The organism is Paenibacillus sp. FSL R5-0473 (assembly GCF_038004565.1).
In the GTDB taxonomy this organism is placed as follows: domain Bacteria; phylum Bacillota; class Bacilli; order Paenibacillales; family Paenibacillaceae; genus Paenibacillus; species Paenibacillus amylolyticus.
The window spans coordinates 275888-302342 of record NZ_JBBORL010000002.1; the positions used below are offsets into that span (position 1 = coordinate 275888).

The 26455-nt window shown below is 39.1% G+C and carries 18 protein-coding genes, 2 pseudogenes and 1 CRISPR repeat array; of the genes and pseudogenes, 15 read left to right on the forward strand and 5 right to left on the reverse strand.

The features are described 5' to 3' along the window. Positions 1-81: 81 nt before the first annotated feature. The 15 genes and pseudogenes from MKY28_RS31105 (at position 82) to MKY28_RS31170 (ending at position 15844) form a co-directional block, all read left to right on the forward strand. Positions 82-720, forward strand: a complete 639-nt coding sequence (locus MKY28_RS31105) for a tyrosine-type recombinase/integrase (protein ID WP_340938403.1) — start codon at positions 82-84, stop codon at positions 718-720. 122 nt (positions 721-842) lie between these two features. Beyond that, a pseudogene (locus MKY28_RS31110) lies at positions 843-971 on the forward strand (Rpn family recombination-promoting nuclease/putative transposase); the annotation flags it as partial. A gap of 195 nt (positions 972-1166) precedes the next feature. Beyond that, a CRISPR array of direct repeats spans positions 1167-2279; the repeat unit is 33 nt; unit sequence GTCGCACTCTGTATGGAGTGCGTGGATTGAAAT. A 675-nt stretch (positions 2280-2954) separates the two neighbouring features. Then, positions 2955-3752 (forward strand): annotated as a pseudogene (locus MKY28_RS31115) (Rpn family recombination-promoting nuclease/putative transposase). Between the two features lie 363 nt (positions 3753-4115). After that, on the forward strand, positions 4116-4304 hold the full coding sequence (locus MKY28_RS31120) for a hypothetical protein (RefSeq protein ID WP_340938405.1): 189 nt from the start codon (positions 4116-4118) through the stop codon (positions 4302-4304). Positions 4305-4508: 204 nt separating this feature from the next. Continuing rightward, a complete protein-coding gene (locus MKY28_RS31125; protein WP_340938406.1) occupies positions 4509-5504 on the forward strand; it encodes an S-layer homology domain-containing protein in 996 nt (331 codons plus the stop codon). Continuing rightward, positions 5494-5748, forward strand: coding sequence for a hypothetical protein (locus MKY28_RS31130; RefSeq protein ID WP_340938408.1), 255 nt, complete (start codon positions 5494-5496; stop codon positions 5746-5748). The genes MKY28_RS31125 and MKY28_RS31130 overlap by 11 nt, the downstream gene beginning before the upstream one ends. 151 nt (positions 5749-5899) lie before the next feature. Continuing rightward, on the forward strand, positions 5900-7153 hold the full coding sequence (locus MKY28_RS31135; RefSeq protein ID WP_340938410.1) for an S-layer homology domain-containing protein: 1254 nt from the start codon (positions 5900-5902) through the stop codon (positions 7151-7153). A 1172-nt stretch (positions 7154-8325) separates the two neighbouring features. Continuing rightward, entirely contained in the window at positions 8326-8646 is a 321-nt protein-coding gene (locus MKY28_RS31140) for a hypothetical protein (RefSeq protein ID WP_100527980.1), read from the forward strand. A gap of 924 nt (positions 8647-9570) precedes the next feature. Further along, on the forward strand, positions 9571-10533 hold the full coding sequence (locus MKY28_RS31145; protein WP_338709039.1) for a hypothetical protein: 963 nt from the start codon (positions 9571-9573) through the stop codon (positions 10531-10533). Beyond that, on the forward strand, positions 10530-10676 hold the full coding sequence (locus MKY28_RS31150; protein WP_445670945.1) for a zinc ribbon domain-containing protein: 147 nt from the start codon (positions 10530-10532) through the stop codon (positions 10674-10676). The genes MKY28_RS31145 and MKY28_RS31150 overlap by 4 nt, the downstream gene beginning before the upstream one ends. 272 nt (positions 10677-10948) lie before the next feature. Then, positions 10949-11146 (forward strand): hypothetical protein, encoded by a 198-nt coding sequence (locus MKY28_RS31155; RefSeq protein WP_100527982.1) that lies wholly within the window; start codon positions 10949-10951, stop codon positions 11144-11146. 1588 nt (positions 11147-12734) lie between these two features. After that, entirely contained in the window at positions 12735-13970 is a 1236-nt protein-coding gene (locus tag MKY28_RS31160; RefSeq protein ID WP_340938415.1) for a hypothetical protein, read from the forward strand. A 67-nt stretch (positions 13971-14037) separates the two neighbouring features. Next, positions 14038-14382: a DUF3221 domain-containing protein gene (locus tag MKY28_RS31165; protein WP_340938417.1), complete on the forward strand. Its 345-nt coding sequence runs from the start codon at positions 14038-14040 to the stop codon at positions 14380-14382. 310 nt (positions 14383-14692) lie between these two features. After that, complete coding sequence (locus MKY28_RS31790) at positions 14693-14962, forward strand: SpvB/TcaC N-terminal domain-containing protein (protein WP_445670941.1); 270 nt, start codon at positions 14693-14695, stop codon at positions 14960-14962. Positions 14963-14998: 36 nt separating this feature from the next. Then, the gene (locus MKY28_RS31170; RefSeq protein ID WP_340938521.1) at positions 14999-15844 is read left to right on the forward strand and encodes an Rpn family recombination-promoting nuclease/putative transposase; all 846 of its coding nucleotides are present in this window, start codon (positions 14999-15001) and stop codon (positions 15842-15844) included. Between the two features lie 854 nt (positions 15845-16698). On the opposite strand, the gene MKY28_RS31175 is transcribed toward MKY28_RS31170, so the two are convergent. The 5 genes from MKY28_RS31175 to MKY28_RS31195 form a co-directional block, all read right to left on the reverse strand. Beyond that, on the reverse strand, positions 16699-19254 hold the full coding sequence (locus tag MKY28_RS31175; RefSeq protein ID WP_340938418.1) for a CARDB domain-containing protein: 2556 nt from the start codon (positions 19252-19254) through the stop codon (positions 16699-16701). 2840 nt (positions 19255-22094) lie between these two features. Further along, positions 22095-22544: a sensor histidine kinase gene (locus MKY28_RS31180; protein WP_340938420.1), complete on the reverse strand. Its 450-nt coding sequence runs from the start codon at positions 22542-22544 to the stop codon at positions 22095-22097. Between the two features lie 251 nt (positions 22545-22795). Beyond that, a complete protein-coding gene (locus tag MKY28_RS31185; protein ID WP_340938423.1) occupies positions 22796-24073 on the reverse strand; it encodes a PIN-like domain-containing protein in 1278 nt (425 codons plus the stop codon). Positions 24074-25155: 1082 nt separating this feature from the next. Further along, positions 25156-25548: a hypothetical protein gene (locus tag MKY28_RS31190; protein WP_340938426.1), complete on the reverse strand. Its 393-nt coding sequence runs from the start codon at positions 25546-25548 to the stop codon at positions 25156-25158. Positions 25549-25810: 262 nt separating this feature from the next. Further along, positions 25811-25996, reverse strand: coding sequence for a hypothetical protein (locus tag MKY28_RS31195; RefSeq protein WP_340938428.1), 186 nt, complete (start codon positions 25994-25996; stop codon positions 25811-25813). Positions 25997-26455 lie beyond the last annotated feature (459 nt).

Sequence of the window (26455 nt, forward strand, 5' to 3'; positions counted from 1 at the left end):
ATGAATTTGACGCACTTTTATTTTAAATTGATTTTAATGTATGAAGTAGACTCATTATAGGTGAACTCCCGAACATTCTATATGGCTCTGATTGATTTCGAACTTGCCTCAAAAAATCTGGCTGCCGAAGTGAAAAAGTCTAAAACTGAAAAAAATAAGAAATCGATCTACCTGGAGGAAGAGGATCTATCCGAAAGCCTTAAATATATAGAGAGACGATATAAAAACAGGAACAGTTTGATATTTTTACTTATGGCCTACTGTGGTCTCCGAGTTGGGGAAGCTCATAGGTTGAATTTAAAAGATTTGAAAAAAACTAGAGGAACGATTGAAGTGTTTGGGAAAGGTCGAAAGTGGAATGAGATACCTGTACCAGACGTATTACTGAACTATCTACTCGAGGTAGAAAAGGAAAGGATGTCTCCTTACAGACTTCAGGAAGAAGCATTCTTTGTATTTCAAAAAGGCCGCAGACTATCCATTAGGCAGATACAGAAAATCGTCAATATCACATTTGAAGCATTCAAGAAAGGCAATCCATATGTTAATGATATGAAACTTTCATGCCATAAATTAAGGAACTCTTTTGCTACCATGTTACTGAAAAATGATGTAGATATACGCGTTGTGAAGGAACTTATGGGGCATTCTTCGATTGGAACAACTATGATTATACGCACGTTAATGATGAAAAGAAGAAGAGAGCTATGGCAACCGTAAATGTTTCGTGAATACAAAGCTTATGCTGGTAAGGCATAAATAGGTTGATGGCTGCATGAAATTTGCTTTGAACACTTTAATTTTTGGTATAATGGAAGTGTATATAGAGTGGAATTGCTGTTATGGATTTGCTTGATCCCAGAGTAAATTTTGTCTTCAAACGTATCTTTGGCAGTGAAAATAATAAAGACGCATTTCTGAATCGAGTCCTTACTGAAGCAGGAGATCCACCACTTACAGAGATCATTTTAACAGGTGCGAATGCCAAGCTCACATGATTTCCCTGGGGGATTCGCACCTCGAATTCTGTCGAATAGCTCTAATTCATGACCTTTTGGCAATGAATTAGAGCACGAAAACTAGAGGTAATCATTGTATAGTAGTAGAAACGCTGAAAATACGTTAATATCTGTTTATGAAGCATAGTTATTACGTCACTTTTCGCTGTCGCACTCTGTATGGAGTGCGTGGATTGAAATCCTTTTTCGAGGTAGTTGAAGGTGATCACTTCGTCGTCGCACTCTGTATGGAGTGCGTGGATTGAAATACAGCCACGACAGTAGGAATAAAGATAACATCATCGTCGCACTCTGTATGGAGTGCGTGGATTGAAATCTCGTTGATCAGACACTCAAGAGATTCATCCAAGTCGCACTCTGTATGGAGTGCGTGGATTGAAATAATTTCGGCACAAGCGCCACGACGTTTGTCTTAAAGTCGCACTCTGTATGGAGTGCGTGGATTGAAATCATTCCTGCCGCGATCTCCCCAGCCGTTTTCATGTGTCGCACTCTGTATGGAGTGCGTGGATTGAAATAATGAATACTGCTGCTGTTACTGCTGATTTTTCGGGTCGCACTCTGTATGGAGTGCGTGGATTGAAATTTTGGATTCCGGGCCGATCTCGACCATATTGGGTCGCACTCTGTATGGAGTGCATGGATTGAAATTGGAACAGCAACGTCATGAGTGCTAAGAAATTCAGTCGCACTCTGTATGGAGTGCGTGGATTGAAATCAGTACTCTTCCTGCATCTGCATGATGTCTTGTGTGTCGCACTCTGTATGGAGTGCGTGGATTGAAATTTCGCGGATATCGATGACTGGCGTGATGAGTTCGTCGCACTCTGTATGGAGTGCGTGGATTGAAATTACAACCGCACCACAAGCGCACCACTGGCCGGAGTGTCGCACTCTGTATGGAGTGCGTGGATTGAAATATCCTTGCGGCTCACCTTTGGCTTGACTGGTGCATGTCGCACTCTGTATGGAGTGCGTGGATTGAAATCATGTAATCTATTGCAAGCGTTTAGAGGGCACCACGTCGCACTCTGTATGGAGTGCGTGGATTGAAATTTCTTTAGCATCCTTTACATCCTGTTTTAAGTCCGTCGCACTCTGTATGGAGTGCGTGGATTGAAATAGGCGAGGTGGGCAATGTTCGCCCAACCAACACCGGTCGCACTCTGTATGGAGTGCGTGGATTGAAATTGATGGAGTAGATGAAACAGGAGAAGGTGGGGCAGAGTCGCACTCTGTATGGAGTGCGTGGATTGAAATCAACTAGAAAATGCGAAGGAGCAGGCATTTGTGCGTCGCACTCCGTTTGGAGTCAACCATCAGTTGCTTTATGTTTAGAGAGTATCCAAACTTTTATTGTTGCTGTTGTACCATTAAGAAATAGCCCTTATGCTACAACAAAAGTCGATCCTTCAATGGATCGGCTTTATTTCATTGGAGCAATTTAGCGAGTAGAAGATGGAAGAAGATGCACATTCGACCCAACAAGCAGCCCAATCATTTGCTTCATTACAGCAAGGTTTAAAATGAGTCGCACAAAGAGTAGCTTTTTTTTTTACTCACAAAAAAAAGGAAACGAGAATGAACATCAGAATCGTGCCAATGCGCAGATTAATGTAACAGCCTATCCCGGGTAGACCTTCAGCCAGGCGATCTTGAGTATGAGAAGCTTCGCCTGGTATTGAACAGATTGGGTATGTGGAACCTGTCGTCTGGAATAAACAAGCGGGGAAGAAAGTCGGGCAGTAATCAGTGCACTGAATTAAAGCAAAGCCACAACAGATAAGCCAAGGATTCTATTGTTCCCTTGAACGCCATTGGCGAATAGAACCCTTATGCTGGACAGGCTTAAATAGGTTGATGCCTGTATGAAACTTGTTTTGAACGCTCAGATTTTTGGTATAATGGAAGTGGATATAGAACAGAGTTGCTGTTATGGAATTGCTTGATCCCAGAGTAGATTTTGTCTTCGAACGTATCTTTGGCAGTGAGAATAATAAAGATGTATTACTGGCATTTCTGAATCGAGTCCTTACTGAAGCGTGAGATCCACCACTTACAGAGATCATCCTCATGAATCCATACACGGACAAAGATGATCCGCTCGATAAGCAATCGATCTTTGATGTTTATGCTAAAACCTCAGAGTAAAAAACTGATTGATATTGAAATGCAGCTATTTAATAAGTACGACATTGAGAAAAGAACGTTGTTTTACTGGAGTAAACGATATTCCAGTCAATTTCATGAGGGAGAGAAGTATCAGGAATTGAAAAATGCGTCACAATTAATATCCTGAACTATGCTTTTTTAGCCAATGATAATTACCATAGTACTTTTCATCTTCGAGAAGACCGGACAGCTTTAACCCTAATTGATGATATCGAGATTCATTTTCTGGAATTACCTAACGTTATTCTATCACAAGGTGGTCTTGAGAACTGGTTGTTGTTTCTGAAGGGTGTGGATGCTACACATTGGGAGGTGCTGAAGATGAATGAACCAGGATTAGAGAAGGCTATGGATACCTTGCAATTTTTGAGCCAGGATTCCGAAGCGCGTCAGAAATATTTGCATGATGAAGCGTCGATGCTAGAAGGAGCTCGAAAAGCGGGTATCAAATCGGGTATCACAGAAGTGGCCAAAAATATGTTGGATTTGAATTTGGATATATCAACGATCGCTAAGGCAACTGGGCTCACTGAACAGGAGATCATTCAATTGAAAAGATAAGCCCTTTTTTTTAAGTCGCTAAAATAGCGGCTCTTTTTGATTTCAAGTATTCGTTCTTTACTGAGTTTTTATTGTGAACATTATTATGAAGTATATTAATGAGTTCAAATTAATATTCGGAACAAGCTTTTCTTTTTGGGGCGTATGGGATAATATACCTATATAAAATAAACGCATAGTGGCAATATTTTTTCATAACTGGGAAGTTTGATAGGTGTTTAGGATCTGTAAGTCCTATAAACAGTAGAAAACATAAGAACAAGGTAAAATCCATGTGAGAAGCAAGTACATACTAAAGTAGAGTTTTAAAAAGAAAAGTAGAAATTTTCTTTTATATCATTAGCAGGAATAGTGACTACTAGCATGGTGGGTACAGAATCAGCCGTAGAAACAAGAGGAAAAGCAACTGTAGAAGTTTTACTGAATACGAAGATGATGAATTTCCCGGATGCAAAGCCGTTCCAGGATCGTCAAGGTATTGTGATAGTTGCAATTCGCTTCGTTTCGGAAGCCTTAGGAGCAAAAATGTCTTACAGGTTGGACGAACTTTAAAGTTAGCCAAGCTGATTATATTCTTCTTAGAGATAGCGACCTGGACGACTATGCAGTAGCTATTGTCAATCCGTTAAAGTAAAAAGAAAACAGCTAGGAGGTCTGTGATCAATAAAATTCTCGTGAATCTGAATAGAGTATTAGTTTGAACAACTTAGTAAGTTTAAATTTGATTATTAATTGAAAGAAATGAGGACAGAGCTGGTGAAGAAAAAATTAGTCGTTACGGGTGCAGTGATATCTCTCTTAGCAACAACACTTCAGATACATGCAGAAACTCCTACTTCTCTGCATACAAATCTGGAATCAAACCAGATGATTTCAAATGCAAATGAAAAAAAGGGGGAATCATTCAAAGATATTCAAGGTCACTGGGCGGCGACTAGCATTCAGACGGCGCTGAATAAGGGGATTGTCAGTGGTTATCCCAACGGCATGTTTTATCCAGAAAATAAAGTGACACGTGCAGAGTTTCTAAAGCTCATGGTCAGCTCACTGGGGCACAAGGTAGGGACACCAACAACAAAAGCACAATGGTATGATGACTATGTCAAATCAGCTAAAGTGAATAATTTGTATGTGGAAACCGATTTTCCATCCTCGGACTGGACCAAACCCATGACGCGAATGGAGATGGTATATGTAGCAGCACGGGCCATCGGGCAAGTGGGGGAGGATAACTATGACTTTCTATACATTGCTGTGAAAAATGGACTGCTTTCGGGTACGGGTAATGGAAGACTTGATCCAGAGGGTACCACCACTCGTGCTCAAGCTTTGACCGTCATTGACCGAATCGAGAAAGTACGAAGTGGGGAAACGCTGAAGGTAGATCTTGCAGCATTAAACAATGCTGAGAAAGCCAAAAATGCAGATAGAGATCCTTGGGGGCGTATCATTCGAACCACGAATCTCCCAAGAAACGCTAAGGATTTCCCCTATGTATTGGAAGACTGTCTGAATGAAATGTATGAGATGAAACCCAACATCATTGTGGATACGACGTCAGCCCAACTAGCCAAGTCGGATGAATATTTTAATTATAAGCCTATTATGGATCAGTGGAGACAAACCACAGAGAACTACTATAACTTGATGCTTAATGTCGATTACAGAACGATTGATGAAGAGTGGGCTAATGAACTATTTTCATATCATAATCAAGGGTTCATTAGTTGCCGAGCCTTCTATGCTGACTGACGCCGATCGATTAGCAGGTTACTTTATTCGCACTAAATTTGAATTTGAAATCAAGGCATATAACAAGTATGAGGACGTAATGTTTGACGAACGTTTCATGAAGGCAGGCCCCTTCAAAAAAGGAAAAAAATATGAAGGGTATTCGGATATTCCGCTCTCTACAAATTCAAACACAGAAGATTTAAAAGTAAGTGGTATGGCTACTTTATTTGATCGAAACTCTATAGTTCGTGAAGTGAAATGAAGGCTTTAATAACGCCAGTAAAGATCCTTCACAAGTATGGAACGGGATCTAAAGTACAAATGGTTGGATTCAATTAAAGGTTAACCCGAAAGAATACATAGCTTATCTCAGGAAAAAACAGTCTGATTTTTATCTATGGAGCGTGGAAACAATGAAAAAAGTAACTCAACTCTTATTAAGTGCTGTATTGATAATAGGTATATACCCATTCACCGAAAGCACAAGTCAGGCTGCAGCTACCTCATTTAAAGATGTACCTGCAAATCATTGGGCGAAAGCATCCATTGATGCCGCAGTAGATAAAGGTTATTTCAAAGGATATAGCAATGGGACATTTAAACCGGGTGCGACGGTGACGCGCGCAGAATTTGCAACATTGCTGTCCCGAGTGGCCAAAAGAACGGCGAAAACGGATCAGGCAAATGTGTTTAAGGATTTGACCGGCCACTGGAGTGAGGAAGAAGTGAATCGTGCAGTATCCCTGGGGTTCTTGAACTCTTCAGATTACCCGAATGGGTTTAAACCTAGCACCGCATTAACACGGGAAGAGATGGCGAAGTGGCTCAGTTCAGGCCTCGCTGCTAAAGATGAAGAGTACAAGCAAGCGCTGAAAGATACAGAAAACACGCTGGTTCCTGTAGCAGAATACTACAAGGGCGGATTGAAGAAATCAGCATATCCCTTCGTATCAGTAGTTCTGGGAACCGGATTAATGAGTGGCTATCCAGATGGCACCTTTGGTCCAGGCAAAACGACCACACGTGCAGAGGCAGCGGTTATTTTATCACGTTACGAGCAGATACAGGAGAATGAGGCAACTTCGTATAGAGATCTGAATGAGATGCGCGAAGTGGGATTGACTGGTACAAACCTAACTTCTGCTACGCCGTATGTTTATCTGAAATCAGAAGACGGTACAATTGCAAGCTTTGATCGCATCGTTGGTAAATCGGCCAAATTACGCAATAATTTGGGTACCATTATGCCGCATAGGATGATTGTTACCCATGCAAATTCTAAGAAAAGCGTTCTAAATCTTTATGGGAAGATGTTCATTGACAAGAATTACAGATATCCTATTAAACAGGAATTATATGAGGTTTTTATCGAAGTAACGGTAACTCCGAAGGGTGATAATTTAAGAAATCTAGCTTTCTACCAAGCTATAGCCGACGTTTTTACAACGGTAAACAACTTTGATAGTGGAACAGTAGAAGCTTATGGCATCAATAATCTGCCGGTTGAAGAGTACGTGGATTCTGGTTTTTTCAAAAAGGAAGTGCCACGAAAGTTCTGGATGCGGTTTGCGTTAGCTAAAACTTCAGATGGATCTTCCACAGGAACCTGGAAAACCTTCACCATAGACCAAAATACGAGTTCTTCTTTTAGTCTCCCACTAAGATAAGTCGAATGAAGAACTGCTACAGACTTAAACAAAAGCAGGGCGGACCGGGGGGAAGTAATGGTAAATCCATAGTAAGTGGTGAAGATGTTGCTTCGTTCATCAGCCAATTTAATTTAGTACGGGAAATGGAAGGTATACAAATTATTATAGGTTTGGAATGGAGTATTTCAAATCAATCTTAATCTATAGGTATATAGCAAATTACTATTTTTAACTTTGGAGGTCCTATGAACACTAAGCTTATCTAACTTTATTAATGGTATTATTGTTACTTTTCTCACAGGAGTAATGACCCCTTGGGACAGTGTTGTTTACGGTAGTGCCGTTGATTCGAATGCTGAGACAAAAGATAAAACTAACCTACAGTGGATACCTCACAATTATAGGATAAATGGAACAGGAAAACCTATAGTGAGGAAAACGACAGTCGATTACACTACAGGTTTATTTAAGAATGAGGATACTGTACTGGACTTCATAGACACCTCTTCTGAGTACTATTTCAAGTCCATTAGCGGGATGAACACGAAAAACCCTTTAATCACTTATGCGATATAAAAGGGCGGAGCTACAGAAAAACTTCTAAAGTATGATAGCTGTAAGAAAGTTGTTACTACCCTCGCAGATCGAAATATCAACGATGGAGCGATTGACGAAGTTTACCCAGATACAGGGATGTACGTCGTAGAGAAGGGAAGAAGAGAATACCTAGTTTATTCTTTAGCTACCAATAAACTGATACACAAAGCAAAAGAAAGACCCATGGAACACTCAAATATTTTTGTAACTAACTACTTGTACCACAATTACTTTGATCCAGAGTTGTCTATTGGAGCATTATATGTGGAAGCAGGTACGTAATATGATTCAAAAAATGAATATGTTTCTTACCCGGGAGAATATCCTTACGAGATCAAGGTTAATGGAAAAATAATAAAACTCCATACAACTAGAGAAAATGCCGCAGATGATTATGTTGACAAGAGAAAGTTCGCTCAATCAAGTCCAAATGGTAAGTATGTCGTACTCCAGGTGAACTTCATTGAAAACAATCGATCGGTCAAGGAACAGCAGAATACCGGGTTTTTGAAACTCAGACAGGGAAACGGGTTCGAACCATAACGATTAATACGACTGGATCATCTTCTGCCATTGATTACGGAGTCAGTTGGATGGGGGGCACGGATCATATCTTTCAATCTGGTCTTTTAAACCAAGGTGCCTACCGTGTCATCGGGAGCGATCTAATGACACCTCGAAGATATGGTAATGTTGTTGACGATTTTACTGAACCTTATTATAGCTTTTCACTAAATGATTACTTGAGTATAAATGATCCTATTCCGGTGAGTTTCGAGGGGAAATACCTGAAGTATAGTGGTCAGGGAACGTTCAGTCAAACTGATCTAACTATGTACACACCTGTTTCGGAATTAATGGCTCTCTTAGGTGGAACCATTAGCAATAAAAACGGTAAGATTACCCTTACTTAACAAGAGAAGTCGTTTAATCTGAATCCCAAAAAATAAATCTTTTGGAAGAACCGCACCTATTATCCAATTAGATATGTTCTAACTGGCGTGGGATTAAAACTTTTTACTAAATCTAACAAACTAGCTTCCGAAGAGTGGAGAGAACTTCAGATTGTGAAGTAGTTTTCAAAGTGTATGTCGGAGGACTAGAACATAGTTTCTTTGAAGTCGGTAAATTAGCGGCTTTGTTATTTTGTCGGTACAAGTTCTTGTCCCGAGCCAAGTACAAGAACTTGTACCGATTGCCGGAATGGACAAGAACATAGTCCGATTACCGATTAGATGTACATCTAAACATTGATCACATGCACTTAAAGCTTTATTAAGTACCATAATACATGAAAATGTTCACAATATTATGTGACAACTGACAAGATGAGAGGTAAAACACGGTTGCTAGGTATTAAAAAGGCGAAACATCGGACATAAAATAACTGCTGAGGACAAGAACATGTTCCTATTTCCGATTAGATATATACCTAACAATTCTCTGTCCTCTAATTGAGCGGGAACATGTTTGTTTAGAAGGCGGTTTTCCTGCAGTAGTAATCATTAAAGGGGATTCCCATGGTGAACCGAGAGGATATACCTATATTAAATGAGTATATAGCGGTAATATTCTTATTATAATCTGTTTTGTTAGTATTTAGGTCCTAAAATACCTATACATAGTAAAACACCGAAAATAAGTACATACGAACTTGAGGTAGTTAAGAAACTAGTTTTAACCGTATTAGTTAGATAGGATGTAAGGCTGATGGTTTCAGGAACAGAAACGTACGTACTAGAGCATTTGAATAGGAGGTCTCTTTAACAAAGAAATCGTTTGTAGAATCTATATTTAACTTGGTTGCTGAGTAGAAACCTAAATGATGGAGTAAAGGAATGAAAGAGATGAACAAATGGACGATGAAGGAAACATTGAAAGGAAAGACCTTTTCCATAATTATCCTAACGATTATTTTGACCATTGCAATCAATAAATTGGTCAATCGAATAATGACTCAAGAGGTGATTTTTGAGGGGGGGTTATACTCTTCTTATACAAACCATTTCTCACTTGGTATCTATGGTGTGATATTTGCAATCCCCGCTGGATTTATAAGTATTTTAGTTGTAAAGCTCTTTACGAATAAGATTAAAAGGCAGTCTAATCCCTTTGATGATGAAAAAAAATTCAAATGGCATAGTATGTATGGAACTGTTTGCGGATTTATTATTCTGTTTCTTCTACTTAATTTAACCAATACGTATGCATCTCAAATGCTAGTATCTGATGTATGGGATGGTTTCATACATCTAGCTATTTCATTCATTATTCCAATTGTCTTTGCTGTGATATCTGCAAAGTTGATCAACAAAGTTATGGTTCGTATAACAAATACAAACGGAAGATTGATTGAAGAGATAGAGGCAGGAAAATACGATAGAGAGATTCTAAGCCAGAGAGATAAAGCTAGAATGTTGAAGTTATTAAAAAAAGGAAGCGTATCTTCCTTGAAGGGAGGAATGATGCGGCTCAAAGTCATTGATTTTTTACTTTTGGTCGGTGGTACTATTGTATTCGTTCTGCTGTTAGTACTGGATAAGGTTGTCTCATTATTTAGTAATCCAAACCATGGTACCGGATGGAGTAATGGGGAAAGTAATTTACACGAAGAGAGAGAACGATTAAAAAGTAAGGCATATGATAACGCTGAGGAAAAACGGGAACAGGCCGATTTTTCAAAAAAAATGTTTGTAAAACAAGCTAATTATAACGTTAGGTATTCGCAATCAGAATGGAATCGAGCAGTTCGAGATGAAAGAGAATATCAAAGGGCAAAACGTGATGCAGATTCGTTATAGTTTGTCAGCTATGTTCATGTTGTGGTTACAAAAATGTGGAGGTAAAAAATCTGGCTTTGTACGAATGGATGTGCCCATCCCTCCAGACCGTACATGATCGTGATCGAAATGCGGCCCTCAATCTACTGCAACTCGCCAACTAAATGGCATACATTGGGGGAGGAACTCCCCTGTAAGCTGAGGCAGTTGCACTATTGACCAAGAAGCACCCCACCTCTTAGGTAGAGTGTAGTTCACATATCGAGGGATAGGAGCTCCAAGTCAGAGCCAATAAGCTGAATGAACAAAAACTGTCTGGACAAATTAGTGAGAAAGATTTCTTGAGAATGGAAAAAGGCTTAGCTAAACTTGAAAAATGATCCGTCCATATAGTGTGAAACTTTTACGTACAATTGTTTAAGGAGGATATCTTCACATGAAACGTATGTCAATTTCTGAATTGAATGAAATTTTAGTAAAAGCAACATTCTCGGCCAGACAAGAGGCCAAAAGCAATGGTGTGCCCATTGTATATGAAGAAAATGAAAAAATGATCAAGGAATATCCGGATGGCAGAAAAACAGTGATCATATATGAAGAAAATGGTAACAAAAAGGAAATTGAATACCCGTGAGCAAACCCGTCATGACTGTTTTTGCTGGAACGAATGGAGCAGGGAAAAGCACACTAACTAGAACTTTAACGATCAGTTAGGAGAGGTTATTGATCCGGATGCCATTGCAAAAACTATCAATCCTTGTCTTCCGGAATCGGTTTCTCCATCAGCTGGAAGAGAAGCTATCAAACATTCAGTGAATGTATACAGAACGGAAAAAGCTTTTCCCTTGAAACAACGCTTGTCGGTAAAAATGCAATGCGGAAAATAGAACAAGCCAAAAAGGCAGGGTTTGAAATAAACCTGTATTACTTAGGTCTTAAAAACGTGGAGTATCACATCGAGCGAGTAGAAATGCGAGTAAGGAATGGTGGACATCATAATCCAGAAGATGATATCCGAAGACGATATGACCGATCGATCGCTCTTTTATTTTTGATAATACCTCAAAATTTAGATTAGTAATGGAGGTTGAAAGAGAAAAGGTTCAAACTTTATCTCAAGATATTCCCCAGTGGGTTAAAGGTGCCTTTTTAAAAGGATCGGAGAAAGAACAAGATCACACTCGTGCGGACGAGATTACTCGCGAAGATATACAAAAACAGAAAACGAAAGGGCAAGATTTCGAACGATGATTAGAAACGGAAAAAGTTAGCAAATAAGCTACTTTAACTCCATACGATTGGAGTGGTACAATAGCATGAAAAGGGTCTATCTTAACTGATTCTCAAAGGATGTATATTTCATATACAACTGCAAACGGCAAGAGTTTTTATTGGAGACATATTAGTGACTTACCCAAGATAAGAAGAACTGTTGTGGACAGATTGATTGAACTGGGTAATACATTAAAAACAGTCGAACCAAGAGATTAGAATCGACTATAGTCAACAAGATCATTATTGATGTATAAAAACAACTGTGGTATTATATACTACATAAAGAAGACGGTGCGCTATACCGTCTCCCTGCACAATTATTGTTGAGTAGGGAATCCCATCTCCATTAATGATGACAAAGACGGAAATAACCCACACTTTTGGCGCGAACCTCAGAGTGGGTTATTTCTTCTTCTTATCTACATACGTTAGTACCGCAATTAGAAATGTTGCGAACATTATCACGTCTGAGAAGGAGAAGTTCATAGCGCTCACCTCCTTTCGGAGATAAGCTAACCGCACTCAAGGCAAATCATGCCATTTGATTATAGCATATAGGAAGCGTATTTTGAATCATAAAAATAAATTGGTGGTCGCGGCATACAATCTAGCTACTTTGCACATACATAGAAAACAGGGTGATTGAATCTGGAATAAAACGGATGAATTTATATGAATTATCAGCCAATGCCTAGACTCACTACTAAAGTGTCGAGGGACAAGAACATATTCCCATTAAAGTCGCTATTTTAGCGGCTTTTTTATTTTATCGGTACAAGTTCTTGTCCCGAGCCAAGGACAAGAACTTGTACCGATTGCCGAAATGAACAAGAACATGTTCCCATTCTCGATTAGATGAACCAATTTGAGTAAAAATATAAAAATAAATGCAACATTTTACTGAAAATTGCTTTTTATTTTATATACCTTATGAGAGGAAATAGTTTATGAACAAGCGCATTTTATCACTGATAGTAACCTTGCTAATGATTTCGTTAAGTATTTTTATTAGTACAGGTCAAGCGGCGGAGTCCATATCAAACGATAACATTAGAGTGCAAAGCAATGATCCAGGTCATAAATGGGAGATACCTACCGCTACTAGTTTCACGAAGTCATTAGAAACTGAGGCAGAGGCAGTCACGGAACAATATCCTGAAGCCAGTCTACTTAACACAAATATATTGATTGATCGAGGTAACGTACAGCTAGAGTTAATGAGCAACTATAGCGATATTTATACTGGTGCATACACCGATGAAAACGGTAAGAATGTCATTCTTGTTACTGAGTTACCAAACGAATTAAAAAGTTCAGTAATGAGCACGAGTGTTTTTCCTCAAAATATTGAATATTTAATTGTAAAATATTCTTTAGAAGAACTGACTAAAGCAAAAGAATCATTATCTGGAAAAATGAAAGAGTTAGGGTTAGAAGCGGTTGGTATAAATCCTAAGTTGAACAAAGTTAATGTGTACATCTCACAAGAGCAGTACGATAATGCTAAGGAAGAGATACTAAACTATATCGATGAAGATATGGTGAGATGGGTAATAGGCGAGTTGAGCCTTCAAACACAAGCGTATAACTTGTTTCCCGGAGAAAAAATTGAACGAGGAACTGCTATTACTTCCCCGGCATGTAGTTTAGGTTTCAACGGTCGTGCCAATGGTAACAACGTCGGTGTTACTGCGGGGCATTGTGAGAATGGAACTTGGTATGACTTATCTGACGGTTCTAGCCCGATTGGTACAATGAACAATGCTGTATTTTCGGATACGTCTAAGTTCGATGCAGGTTATATAGTATACAACTCATCTGTAAATCCGAGCCATAATTTAAATGGTAATTCTTTAACGATAGGGACAACGGATTACTCTGGCCTATATCGTCAGGTTGGAGATAAGGTAAGAGTACACGGGTACAATTTGAATGGAAGTAGTTATCCTCTAGCTGAGATTGTTGACACTAGTTATGATATTAATGGTGGACCGACTGATATGATCATTACTGGACTTAGTGGTACACAGCTAGGAGATAGTGGAGGATTAGTATACAATGTCGTCAATAATGGTGTACGAAACTATGCAAGAATTGAAGGTACCCACACTGGTATAGTTAGACAAGGTGGAGTAGATACATGGCAAGCTTTTCAAAATATAGTTATACAATTAGTTCGCTAGGTCTCTCGGGAGTTTACACCGATTCCTCCTATTGATGTTTTTATATTGCAAGTGGAAGGTGATGATCATGGCTAAACTAGTGAGTGGACTCACACTCGTTTTGTTGCTACTAGCCGTCGGCTGTAGTTCTCAAAATGAACTAACTCAATCAGATGCGGACATCCGCGGTACAATTATAGAAGTTAATGAACAAGATAATCAAATATTGATTGAACAAGATAACCCAGATGATCCTGCAACGAAACAAATTTGGATAAGTAAAGATGAGGATAGTGAAATAGTTATCGGTGGGGCAGCCGAGTCTAAATTTGCTAGTTCAATAAAAAATAAAAAAGCTGAAGTATGGATAAAAAATCTTATAGCCCAGTCATCACCTCCACAAGCTATAGCTGAAAAAGTCATTATTGAATAATAAAGGTTAAGGTAATTAATATCAAAGTCGCTACTTAGCGGCTTTTTTGTTTTAAGAACCAAATTTTTGTTCCAAGCTGAGTTCCGAGCCAAGAACAAGTAATTGATCAGGGGTTTTCTTAAAAGACAATTCCAAAGAGATAGAGAATCCCAAAACTAATGCCCAATGGAATACTATCGCCAAGAACAGAGCTTGAATAAACTTTTCTCATCAATACCTGAAGCACCGTGAGCTGAAGCCACTCATCGTCATATACAAAGAGAACTTTCTCCCGATGGCTCCTTTATGATCCGATACTACCGCCCCAGTATTGAGGGCAAACGCCCAGATTGAAAGTGCACAGAACTTGCGAGAAGGAAAAGAATGGCGGGCTGTGACACGAGACAATTCCACGGTGTTCGGCTGGAGTGCATCCTCCAGAAGTTCCGATCCTGCGGGCGCTGCAAAGATATATGAATGGCTTCCGGAAAATACGTTCGATAATGTCAATATTAGCGTTTGTTCGATAAAAAGACTCCCCCGGGTCAGAATAATTGTTAATTCTGCTCATGGCGGAGAGTGTGTGTCTAAGAACCTTTAAGCGTGATATACTATGAATGAATGGAGATGGTTGCAGATGAATGAACTGCTTGACCCCCGAAATGATTTTTTATTCAAACGTATATTTGGCAGTGAAGAAAATCGGGATGTTCTGCTTGCCTTCTTGAACAAGACTTTTGTAGAGGCAGGTAGGCCGCCTTTGACAGAAATCATCTTGTTGAATTCATATACCGAGAAGGACACTCCTCGTGACAAGCAATCCATCCTTGATATACACGGAAGAACAGCGGAGGGCGAGCTCATCAACGTTGAAATGCAGTTATTCAATAAATATGATACTGAGAAACGAACGATGTTTTACTGGAGCAAGCTATACAGCGGACAGCTTCAAGAGGGGCATTCTTATAAGATGCTGAAAAAATGCGTGACGATTAACATCCTGAACTATTCTTTTTTGCCCAATGATCAATATCATAACGTATTCCATCTGCGTGAAGACCGGAGTGGGATCTCGCTCATAGATGACATAGAACTGCATTTTCTGGAATTGCCCAAGCTTGGCGATCATGCGACTCCAGTAGAAAATGGTGGTTTGGTTAACTGGCTATTATTCTTAAAAGGTGTCGATAAATCCAATTGGGAGGTGCTGACGATGAACGAACCTGTATTAAAAAAAGCAATGGATACGTTGGAATTTCTTAGTCAGGATGCCGAATCCCGCCGATTATACGAGGACAGACAAAAGTATTTGCATGATGAAGCTTCTATGATTGAAGGGGCAAAGGAAGAAGGAGAGCGTAACAAAGCTACTGATGTTGCCAAGAAATTGATTAAATCAGGAGTAGATGTTGATATCATTGCTTCTTCTACCGGTCTGACAAAAGCAGAAGTGGAACGACTCATAAAACACCATAAAGTTTGATCATAAATGTTGCCGATGACATCTTAGTAAGGACATCTGAGCAACAGATAAGTAATAAAATGGAGATAGTTCCTCCAGTAGTAAAAACACTTTTCATTACTAACGTGGAACAATCTACGTGACAGAGCCTCGAACTTTTTCGAGGCTTATTTGCTGTGTTATGCAAATAGACCTAAAATCATGATAGGATAAGTAACACTGGTAGCTCTCTCACAATAATCACAGATCATTTTTCGCTGTCGAGGGACAAGAACATAGTACCATTGCCGAAAAGGACAAGAACATTGTGTCATTGGGGAAAGATGGTGGACTAAATATAATCTCAATTATATTCCTTTTAAAGCAGCTTCTAATATGTAGAAAGCAAATTCTTATCCTGAGTAAGGATTAGAACTTGTTCTACAACCAATTCGATCTCTTTGTATATTGATGTCACCGGCAGTGATTGACATGTAATTTGGGAAAGTTTAGTGCGAGGCCTGCATACGTTCATCGAGACGAGCGGCATTTGCCTCTTATATTGATCAGTCTTCATCAGAAGCCGCTGGGCGTGTTGGAAAAGGGCATATCCGCATGATGCAAAATGATAATGTACTGCTTCGTTTTGATGATTCTCAATCTACCTACCTTCTGAAAAAGAAAATCCCCCTCAAAGAAGATTTTTTCTTAAGCGTCATCAAAATTATTATAGATCGAATGGAGAATATAAAAGCATCTCTTGAACAGTAAACGTGATCTTGGATCAAATTGTAGATACTCATCACTAAAATCGGATCTCAGACACTTCCTGTTGAATGAGATGGAAGTGGAAATTTGCCCGTACTGAGACTAGGCCATCCTGTAGAGTACCTTGGCTAATCAACATCTAGAGTTTTACTTTCGCAATCGCCATAACCTTCAGAAGGGAGATAGAAAGCTTTAACATCTGTAGTCATGTCTTTTCGTTGTGCTGTGAACTTACCGTTATCTAATTCAACCTCCTGATATTCGAAAGTATGTGTTTTCCTATGCGTATGGCGTAAGATAAGTTTTCCTCCTTTTACTGGTTCACTTTGATCAACAGCTACGATAATCCCATTAATTATCCCATCTTGTAAATAAAAGGTTTCAAATTTAGTGGCACGTCCAGTGAGTACCTGTACTTGCATTCCCCCGAGTTTTTGAATCTCGTGGTGAGGGTTGTCATAAGGGTTTTCAATATATGCAGTAACATCAACATTATTTTCTTTTTTCTCAAATTCTTTATATTTCAACTTTAATTCATCTGAGTACATATCGTTAGTTAGTAGATCAGGGGCGTATTCGAACATCATCTCAATATCCTTGGCTTCACCAGGATCAAGAAAGACCCATCCATGCTTTAGGTACGTGCGATAAAGGGGATTGCTGTTACTAACAACAAACCAAATACGTGTTCTTAAATTAAACGGATTTCCAACTTCAATCGTTTTAATTTCACGTGAAGGTGGAGAAGAAGTGGTTGAATAGAAACGATCGTAATTCGATTGTGCATGGTTATTTTGGTTCGATAACTCTTTAATATCGGGGAACCCCGGTACCTGATAATCTTGAATACGTACACTGATGCAGTAATGACCGCCAGTTTGCGGGATCCACTCGGACGTAAATTCGACTGTAGCATTTTTCTTTATATCTTTTTCCTGATAGCCAAGTAAAGTTTCAGAACCACTTCCGACATTGAAATTCTTAACATAAAAATTAACACCTACTTTGAGTGCATCAGCCCCACCATTATTCGTTATCTTTGCAACCACTGTATTTGTATTTTCAACCCATGGTACATTAAACCATTTTGAATCTGCCAGACTTTTAGCATTCCTTACTTCAATGTCTGGGCTTTGATACGGACGATCGGAACCAGCTGGCCAAGGTCTGATAGAAGGGTCTGGACGACCACTCATGAGAAAATGGATACGCACGTCCGCTTTTTTTCCATCGATGCCACTAACACTTGCTGTAAAATTGGTTGGGAATGTGGGGTCTGTACTGTCCACTTCTTTGTAGGACTGTTTGTTAATAAGCACGGGGCCATCACCGTTGTTCTCTTTATCCAAAAGTAAAATACTTGGTCTGATGTCTGTCGTTGATGGTATAACATCTGTACCTAAAACAACATTGTCTACCGGAAGATAACGATCGCCAATCTGTTTGGGTTGCCCAACCCGATATTCAAAATAATAGTTCCAATTTGCTGCAACCCGTATTTCAATTCCAATGAAGCGCCCTGCAGGTGGATTACCTAGTTCTACCGGATGTAACGTTACAGTTTGGTCAACAGGAGTTGCTGAGGATCGAAGTTCATATGATTTAACCCAGCCAGACGGAACCCAACCAAGACTCAACCGGTTTGCCAGCGAAAAATGCGGGAGTTGATAATTGTAGGCCATGATGTCCCAACTATTTAGATTTCGATTGACTACATCTGGTTTATATTGATCACGAAGATCAAGATTGTGTCCCAACTCATGCGAAAAGGTATCCCAAAGTGTTCTTGGATCCGTAGGATCCGATTCGTTGGGCATTGAAATGGCACCACGTTTTATGGTTCCCGCTGAGGTTATAAAGTTCCAGTTACCGCGCGTAGCATTAGCCCACGCTCTTCTTGGAGTTGTTCCTTCGACATGCTGTGATATACACAAAAGTGTGTCAAAATTTTCAAAGTCAATTTGACTGTCACCTGCGGTAAAGCAGGCTTGAAAGAAAGTTCCTTTGGCCGTATTATCTGCATTAAAGTATTCGTCAAAATTTCCAGGTAAATGAACCGGTCCAAATATATTGGCTGACAAATCAAATTTATTGTAAGACACTTCTTGAAAGTATAAACGGCTGCTTTTTGTAACCTCACCTACAACAGTGCCATCAACAATAGCGTTCATCCAGCGTTTTTTATGTCCGTCTAATGTAGTTGGATCAAAACGTTGAGATTTTGTATCGACCAGCAGAATGGCAATTCTACGAGTTTCTTTGACTGTCTGGAAATTTTGGTGTCTAGTTCGTGTGCCATCTGCCAACGATGTACTGTAGGTGTTATTTGTAGTAATGTTAGAAATCCAACGTGTCGGACCAGCATCATCTTTTAGCCAGAGAGCATCTACAGTGAACTTTGAACTCCCTACTACAATCCCGGTCAAGTTCTCAATTACATTCAGAGCATACATACCAGGCTGATAACCAACGAGAAGCATTACATTAGGTACCTCATCAAACAGTTCATCCTTGCTGGGAGAGATAGAACCACCTTTTAAACCGTCAGGAATTTCAAAGTGCAGATCATCAAACTTCAAAGTTGTATCTGCAGCAAACCGAATTATTATACGGTGATAGGAACCGACAAAGAGATTTTCTTCGGGCATTATCAATTCGACTTTTACTTGATCTTCTTGAACCATGCATTTACCTCCAATAAGTCAGTCAATTAGTATTCAGCTTGTAGCTTATAACAAATCTCCATATTTCATACCTTAATTCAGTGAAGCTTTTCATTATCCAGTCATGAGTAACGATTCCCGTCTCATCTTATCCTTAGGCCGGCGGTACCATAAAAATCTTTGGAGTACGAGTTATCGCCGCTCGATCTTGAGATTGTTAATCGATGCTGTAGCCGCAAATACTGGATACATTAGCAGCGTGAACGAAGAACTATCAATCTGTCCTGCATCTCAGATGCTCTGTTGCAGCGATTACTGCTAATCCTTGGAACCCTACCCCTATGCGGTATCGGTGATTACTTCTACCGGCATCTTTTACTGCAGTATTTAAGAAACGGAAACGTCGGAAGCCAAAAGTGTATAAGCGGCTCGTTTCTTGCTCCACCCGGCATGTCCGCTAAGGTTTACAGCAACCGGTAACAAGCAGTAGGACTTTGATTCTGTCGTCAGCTCTTCCACCTTGTTAACGCAGAGTTAACGTTCGGTATAATCTGCACTGCTTATTTTTCTTCTTTCAGCAACAATGCGCACTGGGTTGCTTCCCAGACGGTACCGGGGCGGCGAGACGTCGGCAGCTGAAGGAACGAGCCGCTGATTACCTCCCGAATATCGGTGGGCTGGCCGTCTGCAGGAGCATTGCACACTTGGTTGCTATCCCGAACGGATGACGGGGCTGCAGGAGCACCGTCATCAGGTATTTAACCAAACGGTACCGACAGCGGGATTTCAGGTGCCATCATCTCAGGTCTGGTTGCTTCCGGAACGCTAACAGGGCGGGCAGGCTGGTGGCAACATCGCGAACTTGATTGCTTCCTGGATAGTACCAGCGGGGGTAAAGCCAGCTACAAGAGCACCGAACACCAGGTGAGCTTCAGACGAAGTGCCGGGGTCACAACCGGCGGCAGGTTCGTGTATACCTAGATCAATCAGCCGGCGCAGATGGGATAGACTATGCGCTGTCGCTGGACGATTTTCGCCGCACTGAGCAGGGGGGGGATATTCAGATGGTGGCAGCACCAACAGCATTCATACGTTCACCGCGCACCATCGTAGATGCACGCAAATACCGGTTCACAGCCGTCGCCTAATTCGGGTTTAACCGGTGGTAAAAGGAAGTAAGCCGGGCGCAGCGTGCGTAGAGAAATCAGGAAAGGCCTTGGCCCGGTTGACGGCTCGAGGACTGAAGCCGGGTGGGGCTTTGTAGTTAGTATCATTTGTGGAATCAGCACCGCGACGTCACCGAGATGGCTTCCGCTACACCGAGCAGAAATCATCGTCCGGTCGCACCATCGTTCGTGTGCGCGGCCAGGCTGTAGGTGAAGAGCCGGGATTAGGCTTACCAATATTCAAATGAAGATAGCTGGGTCCAGCCGGAGCAGGGAAATTAGGAAGGGCGGTGGAAATCGGTAGCGGCCCGCAAGCCTTGCAAGGTCGGGTCATGAAATCCTTATATTTAGACAGAGGTATACTATGTAATGTCTGTTAAAGCTTTATCGTTGAGAATTCAGTAACTATTATGAAATTTATGAGGTATATGGGATTTACAAAGAGAAGAAATTCATTTGCGACACGATATCATAAAGAGAAAAACGGTGTGCCAAGGTTAAGTGTCCATTGTTACATTCAAAGTTGCTATCACAGCGGCTTTTTTGTTTTATAGGTACAAGTTCTTGTCCCTAGTCAAAGACAAGAACTTGTACCGATTGCCGGAATGGACAAGAACATGGTCCTATTGCCGGTTAGGCGTATATCTAATCGTCATCTTACCCTTCAATTCATTAAACTAACGGGCAGGTTAGTTGGATTAAGAAATCTGCAGCAGCAGGTAAAATCTCCAAAAGCAATTAAATTTTAAACGAAGAAACTACAAAGTTTAGACATATGTACAAAATCCTGATTTTGTGTAAATGTAGAGGACAAAAACATTCAAAACGGTTTGTTACCTACATGTTACATAGATACAAGCCAAGTGTTAATTCCGAAAACAGCGTTCCATGCCCTATATACCGGATTAATTATTAAATGAACTTTTTGTTCGGCTTACTTTTACAAATTGTACAATAACTATCTGGTTTGTTGGAAACAAATTCATAACACGGTCTTTTATCATGTATTTCACTCTTCAACTTCTCCAAAAGGAGTATAAGCTGTTACGGTACTAATCCCGCTCGACTCTGTTGAAGTGATCTCTCGGTTACCATTGTTATATGAGTACGTATAAACCAAGGTCTTACTTCCATCAGTTGGTAAATACTTTTCTTCAATAACTCGATTCTGATCATCTTAATTAAACTGCACTTTACTGCTATCAGGATATGTCATGGATGTTTGCAACCGTAGATATCATACGTATAAAAAAGAGTTTTAGATATCGGCCTTAGAAACTTCAAACTAATCGGTAATTAGTCTATATACTTGTCCATTCAGGCAATCGGTACAAGTTCTGATCCCTCTTCATTTGTATTAAAGTACGCTAACCTTTTTGTTGGCTTACTGGAACAGATTAAATATCACACTCGAAATTCCCACTATTTTAAGCAGTGGAACAGAGATTTTGCCTGTATTGAGCAATTTCAGCTTTTATCTCATCACATTAGCTCTTACATTATTTTACTTAGGTAACAATCTAATCTGCAATGACACAATGTTCTTGTCCTTGGACATTTGTTGAATTTCACTTTTCTGATCAAATAGTTTATAGTCATCCAAGCAACACTAACAACCACCTGGTTGCCAATGCAAAAACACTTTCAAAATGATTAATTTCTCTATCTTTTTTACCACGTCGTATTGTGCTTTTATCAAAAGATGTGATTTACCACATTTCTGTTTAAATAACAATACAAGAAACTCCGTGAACATGTCACGGAGTTTCTTGTATTGTTATTTGTAAATGCCTCCTGAAGACACCGATAGAGCACGACAGAAATATCAAGTGGCCAGTTTTGTTCTTCAGCTTTCTCATTTAGTTCAAAGTGTATTTTAATCGCAGCAACTGTTTGATTTACCAAGCTTCGAATTGAGACGACTCCTGCCTCGGTATTTTCCATGCCCATGTTATGTACGACTGAGCGTACTTCCTGAAGACAACATCGAGCAACCTCTAAAACTGTTTTAACAATTTGGGAAGATTGAGTTTCATCATCATTCTTCAGAACATACAGTAACGCTTGCATTTGAACGATGATGAAAGTCAGTCGATGCCCAATGCTATCATGAATATGACGGGCAATACGGTTTCGTTCTTTCAAAACGGCGTATCTAAGGAACTGCACTAGCCAGCATTAATTCTTCATGAGCCTGTTGAAGTTTAACATGCGTTTTCTCCAATGTCAGATTGTTGACTCAGACGTTGCTCTGTTTTTCTTAAAGTTGGTGATAGTCTATTTCAACAAACTGACTAGAGGTCTATATCAAAAATTAACTTTTAACTGTTTTCTGTAATTACATTCAATACAAAAATCCCCTTTGAATTCTTCTTGTTTCTTCACCTTATTGCAAATTATACAATATTTAATAATCTTTCTGTATATGCAGCAATGTTATATCCACTGAAAATAATATTTACTGTTTCCGGTTTTATTTCATTTTGTTTATGGTTAGTAAGTTCAAATGTCACTTCGACAAAGCCTTCCACTTTTACTTCGCCATCAGATTTGAAAAACTCATATTCTATACTAGTTATTTCTAAAGTAAGTGAGAAACTACCTGCAAGCTTAACCATATCTGTATCCCTACTATATTGAGCGCTACTAAGATATATTTCATCTTCAATAATACTGTTTATCTCAACATTAGTTAGTTTCTCAAAACAGTTACAAAAATCACTGTTTTGAAGCAAAATATTACTTAAGTTCAGTTTTTTCTGCCAACCTATTTGAGCAACCATATTTTCCATAAGACGTGCTCCATTAAGTTCGAAATAAGCAACGATATTTTGTATATCAAAAATTTGTTCGATATAATTAATAAATTCTCTTAAACTGATCATAATAAATGCTTGTTCACTGTAGCTTTTAAACTCCTCGTGAAGTTCTGGACGCGCTTCTATTGGTCTTTTATTTTCTAGTACCCACCAGTCTTCTTTATTATCATTTGTTATAAATATGATGGGTTTTTCGTTTAGTTCGGCATGACTTAATAATTGCTTCCAGATCAATAAATCTCCAAATTTTTTAGTTTTAGTTATATCATCTTTGTCTTTTACTTCATCCATGTAACCAGGTGGAATTTTTCGAAGATATCTAGAATCTCCCTCGACATATAAATCGATTTTTTCGCGATAGGTAAATTCAGGGCCTATTTGCTCTTTTTCTCCCATTAGATCCATAAACAATTTTACATTTCCGGTATCAAACATAAAGTCATGTTTTTGAACTTCTTCTTTAATTTCATCATGAAATCTTTTAGCTTCATTTTCGATTTCACTAAGTTTAGCTTCAACAATGTCAACAAGTTGATTTATTTTGGGATGTTCATCTCCTCTATAACTCTTGAAATGGTTGCTTACGTTTTCTCTTGATTTCTGAATAACCTTGCTAATTTGATTAGTGAGTTCGCTATATTTTCTTTTCTCGATAGAAATCACATGCATGTATTGTATTAGATACTCCTCCTTAACTTGGTGAGGAATCCAGATATAATCTGATATACGATTAAGTAGTTTTAATACATGTTGAGAAGTAGAAGGTGAGTATCTATACAAATCTAAAATAGCATTTGTGTCGGGAATAACGACGGGTTGTTCATTCCAAATTTTTGAAAACTCTATGAATTCCATTAGTAACACCTCTGAAAATATTAATAAAATTTAATCTATTGATAGTCTTATACTAAAGCCAATTTCTGTTCTAACTTACATTTCAAAGATAGAACAGAGTTCCTGAAGTGCTAAAAAGTAGTAGTTTAAACAAAATTACTACCTCGGAAGTCTTCGTCATCTCTATCAAACAATATCCGTTTAATTTCCTTTAGCTGGCCTTGTAAAGGTATGGAAGTGTAACAGCATTTAAAGAGGTTACAATGATAACATCGAGCAGCAAACTGTGATTAATGATAAGATATGCTATCACCATACCAAGTCCTGAAATATTAATTATGCAAGCTATCATTCTAAGATTTACTTTTCGTTTCAAATGAATGTCCCCTTTGTTCTATTCATCTAAACCATAGTCATGACAAATGTATGTATACCAAAAATTCTTAATACATTGTTGTCAGAATATCCACATAGAGCACTAGCTTATACCTCGCTGGACTTTTAAATTATCATAATTTACTTAATGGCTTAAAAAGAAAAATATTGATATTATAATGTATAGATGTACAGGCCATACGGAACAAAAAAAGATATTCTCTAGGAGGAATCAATTATGATTCAATACCTCACTGTAGCTATTCTTACTGTTACTGCTGTCCTCTTACTATCTACTCATCTGATAAATTCAAAGACCAAAAAATTATTGAAAAAATAGTAAAAGAATTTAAATGCGGTCGTTTTTACTTAGAAACGGTCACTTTTTTAAACTTCGCGAGGTAGCACATCAGTCTGTCTACCCTCTATGTTTTCTTTAGGGGGTCCTCAACAACAGTTCATAGTTTTATATTCCTTTAAGAGGTTCAATATATCGATAAACTTACCGAATAATAACTTCTCTAGTAAGAGTTTAGCTAACTCTTTCGTTACACCAACTGCAGATTCGTGATCACCATTCACTCGGTTTAATGTGTGCATTTAAACATTTTGTAAGGTAAAACCCAAGTAGTAAGTAACCTCCTTAAGTGACAGTCGAGAAACGTATAAATTTGGCTTAGTGCCTTCTTCACCAGCGTCTTCCTCGTCCATGTCTATGAAATTTCCAATTACTTCTCGATTTTCTTGTCGCGAAGGACATAATATGCATAATCGACTGTTCGTTTAACATATGAGGAACAGTCACTTTTATGAAATGCATCAATTATTAATTGTATATGCATTCCACTTTCGAATTGCAAGCCTGTTTGTGCATCATAATAATACATAAATGCACTCCATACCATGGCATCTTCCCAAGTACCGGTTGTGTTTAGTTCTAAGAAAGTGTCAGTGTGTTTATTGATCAATTGAGCTAAGCCATCTACTGTTTTACTTTTTGGATCGGATAAAATTCCAGTCCATTCCTCGCTTGCCTTTTCATAATCTGATACAATCTGATTTGCATAGTTAGGTATATTAGGAGCGGTTCTATTTAACACTAACATCGTATTTTTGGCCATTACTAACACCATCCTCTGAAGTGTAATTTCGATTGTAGAATGTATTAAAATAAGTAGGAATTGTATTTTTACATTTGGCAGCTTTCCGCTTTTGTAAAGTAAGCCACTCCTTTGAGAATTTATAATGAGTTTATAGTGATAAGTGTCTATCAACTTGTTCAATTCAAACTATAACGAATCTGCATTACGTTTGACCCTCTGATATTCCCTTTCATCTCGAACTGCTCGATTCCATTCTGATTGCGAGTACCTAGCATTATAATTAGCTTGTTTTTACAAACATTCTTTTTGAATCATTGGCCTGTTTCCGTTTTTCCTCAGCGGTATCATAAGCCTCTCTTTTTAATCGTTCTTTCTCTTCGTGTAAATTACTTTCCCCATTATTCCATCCGGTACTATGGTTTGGATTACTAAATAATGAAACAACCTTATCCAGTACTAACAGCATAACGAATTTCTACCTCGGGATGGAGCGTCTCGCACACTTGGCATCGCTGAATGATCGGCTCTAAGGTATCGGCGATCTGAAGATCTCGCCCATACCAGGCCGCCTTAAGTTGCCACTTCTATTTGCTCCAGGCACGCTACTACTGGTAATATTTAAATAATAAATGACACAATATTCTTGTCCCGTGACAGCAACCTACTGGCGTTTTGGTTCATTCGAGTAGTTTGATGAAAGATCTCCGATTCAGAAATTTTCGTTAGCCACTTTAAATTGGTATTCTGTTCCATATTGTACGTCCGGAATGCCAAATTCAGATCCTGATACATCCGCTCTATTGTCCTGTTCATCCGGATCCAGTACCGCACTGCTTTTTATCTTCTTCCTAGCCCAGCGTCATATCTGTTTCACCGACCAACTTCACCTCTAATGATGCTAGTCGTACCGGCTTAGTCAAAAAGT

Excerpts from the sequence above, each read along its gene's own strand:
- MKY28_RS31160 (WP_340938415.1), top strand. The coding sequence starts at position 12,735 with ATGAACAAGCGCATTTTATCACTGATAGTAACCTTGCTAATGATTTCG.
- MKY28_RS31175 (WP_340938418.1), bottom strand. The coding sequence starts at position 19,254 with ATGGTTCAAGAAGATCAAGTAAAAGTCGAATTGATAATGCCCGAAGAA.
- MKY28_RS31140 (WP_100527980.1), top strand. The coding sequence starts at position 8,326 with ATGGGGGGCACGGATCATATCTTTCAATCTGGTCTTTTAAACCAAGGT.
- MKY28_RS31120 (WP_340938405.1), top strand. The coding sequence starts at position 4,116 with ATGGTGGGTACAGAATCAGCCGTAGAAACAAGAGGAAAAGCAACTGTA.
- MKY28_RS31145 (WP_338709039.1), top strand. The coding sequence starts at position 9,571 with ATGAAAGAGATGAACAAATGGACGATGAAGGAAACATTGAAAGGAAAG.
- MKY28_RS31135 (WP_340938410.1), top strand. The coding sequence starts at position 5,900 with ATGAAAAAAGTAACTCAACTCTTATTAAGTGCTGTATTGATAATAGGT.
- MKY28_RS31155 (WP_100527982.1), top strand. The coding sequence starts at position 10,949 with ATGAAACGTATGTCAATTTCTGAATTGAATGAAATTTTAGTAAAAGCA.
- MKY28_RS31190 (WP_340938426.1), bottom strand. The coding sequence starts at position 25,548 with ATGGCCAAAAATACGATGTTAGTGTTAAATAGAACCGCTCCTAATATA.
- MKY28_RS31185 (WP_340938423.1), bottom strand. The coding sequence starts at position 24,073 with ATGGAATTCATAGAGTTTTCAAAAATTTGGAATGAACAACCCGTCGTT.
- MKY28_RS31130 (WP_340938408.1), top strand. The coding sequence starts at position 5,494 with ATGCTGACTGACGCCGATCGATTAGCAGGTTACTTTATTCGCACTAAA.
- MKY28_RS31195 (WP_340938428.1), bottom strand. The coding sequence starts at position 25,996 with ATGCTGTTAGTACTGGATAAGGTTGTTTCATTATTTAGTAATCCAAAC.
- MKY28_RS31105 (WP_340938403.1), top strand. The coding sequence starts at position 82 with ATGGCTCTGATTGATTTCGAACTTGCCTCAAAAAATCTGGCTGCCGAA.
- MKY28_RS31170 (WP_340938521.1), top strand. The coding sequence starts at position 14,999 with ATGAATGAACTGCTTGACCCCCGAAATGATTTTTTATTCAAACGTATA.
- MKY28_RS31165 (WP_340938417.1), top strand. The coding sequence starts at position 14,038 with ATGGCTAAACTAGTGAGTGGACTCACACTCGTTTTGTTGCTACTAGCC.